This window comes from Streptomyces sp. NPDC051909 (assembly GCF_040681095.1).
GTDB lineage: Bacteria > Actinomycetota > Actinomycetes > Streptomycetales > Streptomycetaceae > Streptomyces.
In genome coordinates this window covers 1-3,667 of sequence record NZ_JBFAYA010000075.1, presented here as the reverse complement: position 1 = coordinate 3,667, position 3,667 = coordinate 1, and the positions used below count along the sequence as shown (strand labels likewise).

Here is a 3,667-nt window from a genome sequence, read left to right as displayed (position 1 = left end):
GCGGAGTGGACGTAGTCGAAGCCCATGCCGCGGACGGGCCGGCCCGCGTCGCGGCCCAGCACGCGATGGCCGCCGCCGTCGGGGATCCGGCCGAGTTTCTTCACGTCGATGTGGATCAGCTCGCCTGGGCGGTCACGCTCGTAGCGGCGGATCACGGTGCCGGTCGGGCGGTCGAGCCAGGCCAGGCGGTTGAGCCGGTGGCGGGTCAGGATCCGGTGCACGGTGGAGGCGGGCAGGCCCAGGATCGGGCCGATCCTGGCCGGTCCCAGCTTGCGGGTCCGTCGCAGGCCGCAGACTTGCTCTTCCACGGCGGCCGGTGTCCGGTGCGGGGTCCTGCCCGGCCTGCTAGAGCGGTCGGCCAGGCCCGCGTCACCTTCGTTCTTCCAACGGCGGACCCATTTGTGGGCCGTGGGCCTCGATATGCCCATCTCGGCGGCCACATGAGCGACCGGACGGCACGCCAGGACTCGCTCGACCAGGAGCCGCCTGCCGTGAAGGGTCAGGCGGGCATTACGGTGGGACACGAAGACCTCCGTGCGGTGTAGTCCTAGACACCTCCACCACACCGGAGGTCTTCGCCATGATCAAGACCCCCCCAGCGTTAACAACGCTCGTGATCAATACACCTAGGGACTGTCTGGTAAATGATCTCAGGTCGCCAGCTGCGTCTGCTTGACTGATCGCCGGAAATTTGGCTGCTCGGTGCGGCTGCTCGAAGGGAACCAATGTGGGCGTCGAGATAGAACTGCATGTCGACCGGCCTGTTCTGGACTGGGATCGGTCCAGGGGGACTTTGATCCGTGGGTCGTACGAGCACGGCGACGAACTGGCCGACGTGTTGCTCGGCTTGGACGAGACCCAGCAAGGCAACCTCGCGCGTGTGGATCCTTACGGGGACACGTTGTTCGATGAACAACAGGCGCAAGCTGCGCTGCGGGAGGTGCCTGACCTGTTGCAGCGGTGTTCGGGGCCGTCCCAGACGGTAGCCGTCCTTGACCTTGAGAGGCTGCTGCGGTCCTGCTCACAGACTCCGGGCAGATACCTATGGTTTGTCGGCGACTGATCATCCCGTGTTTCGCGATGCCAGAGGACGAGTGACGCGAGGTGAAGCCCGGCCCGATAGCGGGCAGCCAGTTTGTCGAAGCGTGTCGCAATCGCGCGGAACTGCTTCAGTCGGTTGAAGCAGCGTTCGACGACGTTTCGGGCTTTGTAGAGCTCGCGATCGAAGGCTGGTGGCCTGCCGCCGGCCCTTCCGCGCCGCACGCGGTTGGCCTTCTGATCGGCTCGTTCCGGGATCACCGCCCGGATGCCCCGCCGCCGCAGCATCCGGCGGATCCCGCGGGACGAATACGCCTTGTCGGCGATGACTGCCTCCGGCCTGCAACGCGGCCGCCCGGCACCGGCCCGGGGAACCCTCACCGCGTCCAGAACCTCGTCGAAGACGGTGGAATCGTTGACGTTTCCTGGGGTGACGACGACCAAGGGCAGGCCCCGGCCGTCGCACGTCAGATGGACTTTGGTGGTCAGACCCCCTCGGGACCGACCGAGCGCCTGGCCAGCCGTCGCGCGTGCCGGATCTTCCAGTTCGTCCCCCGACGCCGCCGCTCTTTGCGGGCGCCGGCCGCGTGCTGATGGGCCCGGTTGATCGTGGAGTCGACCGACACCGTCCACTCCACCCCCTCAACCGAGTCGTCCCGGACCTGGACCTCCTCAAGCAGGCGGGCCCAGGTCCCGTTCGTCTCCCAGCGGGCGAACCGCTCATAGACCGTCTGCCACGGCCCGTATCGTTCCGGCAGGTCACGCCACGGAGCACCGGTCCGCAACCGCCACAACACCCCGTTGATCACCTGCCGGTGATCCCTCCACGGCCGACCCCGCCCGCCAGCACCTGGCAGCAGCGGCGCTATCCGCTCCCACGCCGCATCCGTCAGCTCACCACGACCCACCCAAGATCTATTGTCAGACAGGTCCTAGAAGGTTGATGTGCCGGTCCTTGAGAGGGGAGAGGCGGGCGACGTCTTCGTCCCTGATGTCGTGGCCTTCGGCACGCAGCAGGGCAACGGCGGCATCCAGTAGCAGGTGTTCCACAGGACCACGGCGTTGAGGACCAGGCCGAGAGCGGCAAGCTGGTCTTCCTGGCCTTCGTGGTACGCCTGCCGGATCTGGCCCCGGCCTCCGTGCCAGATCGCGCGGGCGAGGCGGCGAAAGACCTCGTACGGTCCGGTCAGGGCCTGGGCAGCGGCGGGCTGGGCAGAGCTGCGATGCCGCAAGGTCGGCTGCCCGCCACCTCGTGGCGGCAAAGGGCCCGTCGGGTGTGACGTTCGCCCGGTGGGGAGCTGCCACCGACCTGAACAGCGTCTCTGTCCGCCGCCTGCTGGAAATCCCGTTAGCCTCCATCCGCCGCAATCGGGGAAGGCCGGCGATGAACGAGATCGCGTCGGTTTTCGCGGACAGCAGGGAAACCTTCGCCAGCGTCGCAGCACCGGCCAGGAGCTCGGAGCGGGCAAGGCGACCATCGTTAGATCCTGAGCTCGTCGAAGTTCGGGAAGAGCTCCGCCCCTCCATGCTGGTGACGTACCGTCTACGAACCGCTACGCGTACGTGGGATCCCACGGCTCGTCGGTCACGAACAGTTCGGACCGTCCGCCGCGCCTTCGGATGATGTTCATATCGGTGACCCCGGAGAGAAAGGGGGTGGGGGACAGTCCGCCGAGGACCGTCCCCCACCCCGCTGTCAGCAGTGAGCGTACTTCCTGGACGGGCGAATCCTGTTTGTCAGAGTCGCTCCGCCGGCCATGCGGTGCGGGCACGCGCTCAGTTGACTACCGAGCGTGGTTCGGTCCCGCCGGTGCCGGGGAGGGGAGTCAGCCTCACATACCAGACCCAGCTCCAGTCGGAGTAGGGGTCCTGGGAGTAGGCGCCGCCGTCGTGCCGGCGCGAGACGCAGTCGGAGATTTCGAAGCTGGCCACCCTGCTGGTCGTCTGGTTGTTCTTCCACGATCCGTATCCCGACCACGGGATGCTGTATTCGGCGCACCGGTACATGTCGATCACATCGCCGGTGAAGTTGGGCCGCTGAAGGCGCAGAAGTGGCCGTCATCGCACGCGTACGATGCGACGGAAGGACCGTTCTGCTCCTTTCCGAGGGATCCCTTCGTGCCCGGCAGAGCGAGCACGAGAGTGGAGCCATCGGCAAGCCTGATCCTGTTGGCGGCGATCTGCGTGCCGCCCCGCTCGGCGAGGTATGAATCGGCCCGCCTCTGCAGAGCCTTCACCTGCCCGGAGTTCAGTCCGAGGGCTTTCGCCTGTGCGGCGAAGGGCACAGTGGCATGGCGGGGAGCGGCGCCGGCGGTGCCTGCCACGGCCACGGCATGCACCAGCCTTTCGAGGGCCGTCGCCTGCGGCAGACAACCGTGCTGACACCTGGCTTCCCGCCTGCTCGCGGTACTGACCACGGACAGCCAGGAGGTCGTCACGACGCTTGAGCGGCGGGCCCAGCGATCGACGTGTCTGGGCAGGCTTCGTGCGCGGGACCCGGTCCGTGCACCGTCGACAACCGGCCCTGCGGGGGATGAGCTTGTTCCGCTTTGACGGACACGTTTGGTGTGGTGGTCAGGCTGCGAGGGCGGTCTCGTATTCGGCTGGGCTGCGGTAGCCGAGGCTGCTG

3 protein-coding genes and 2 pseudogenes are annotated in these 3,667 nt (G+C 67.2%); 1 reads left to right on the top strand and 4 read right to left on the bottom strand.

Annotated features, from left to right (window positions below; all coding sequences use genetic code 11):
- Positions 1-524, bottom strand: a 524-nt coding sequence (locus AB0M18_RS36520; RefSeq protein WP_365765705.1) for a leucine zipper domain-containing protein, incomplete at its 3' end; no start/stop codon positions are given.
- Between the two features lie 203 nt (positions 525-727).
- Here AB0M18_RS36520 and AB0M18_RS36515 point away from each other — a divergent pair.
- Positions 728-1,063, top strand: coding sequence for a hypothetical protein (locus tag AB0M18_RS36515; RefSeq protein WP_365765703.1), 336 nt, complete (start codon positions 728-730; stop codon positions 1,061-1,063).
- An 11-nt stretch (positions 1,064-1,074) separates the two neighbouring features.
- Here the strand turns inward: AB0M18_RS36515 and AB0M18_RS36510 are convergent.
- The 3 genes and pseudogenes from AB0M18_RS36510 to AB0M18_RS36500 form a co-directional block, all read right to left on the bottom strand.
- A pseudogene (locus tag AB0M18_RS36510) lies at positions 1,075-1,946 on the bottom strand (IS5 family transposase); the annotation flags it as partial.
- A gap of 22 nt (positions 1,947-1,968) precedes the next feature.
- Positions 1,969-2,198 (bottom strand): annotated as a pseudogene (locus tag AB0M18_RS36505) (Tn3 family transposase); the annotation flags it as partial.
- A gap of 852 nt (positions 2,199-3,050) precedes the next feature.
- Positions 3,051-3,362, bottom strand: coding sequence for a hypothetical protein (locus AB0M18_RS36500; protein ID WP_365765700.1), 312 nt, complete (start codon positions 3,360-3,362; stop codon positions 3,051-3,053).
- Positions 3,363-3,667: the final 305 nt, after the last annotated feature.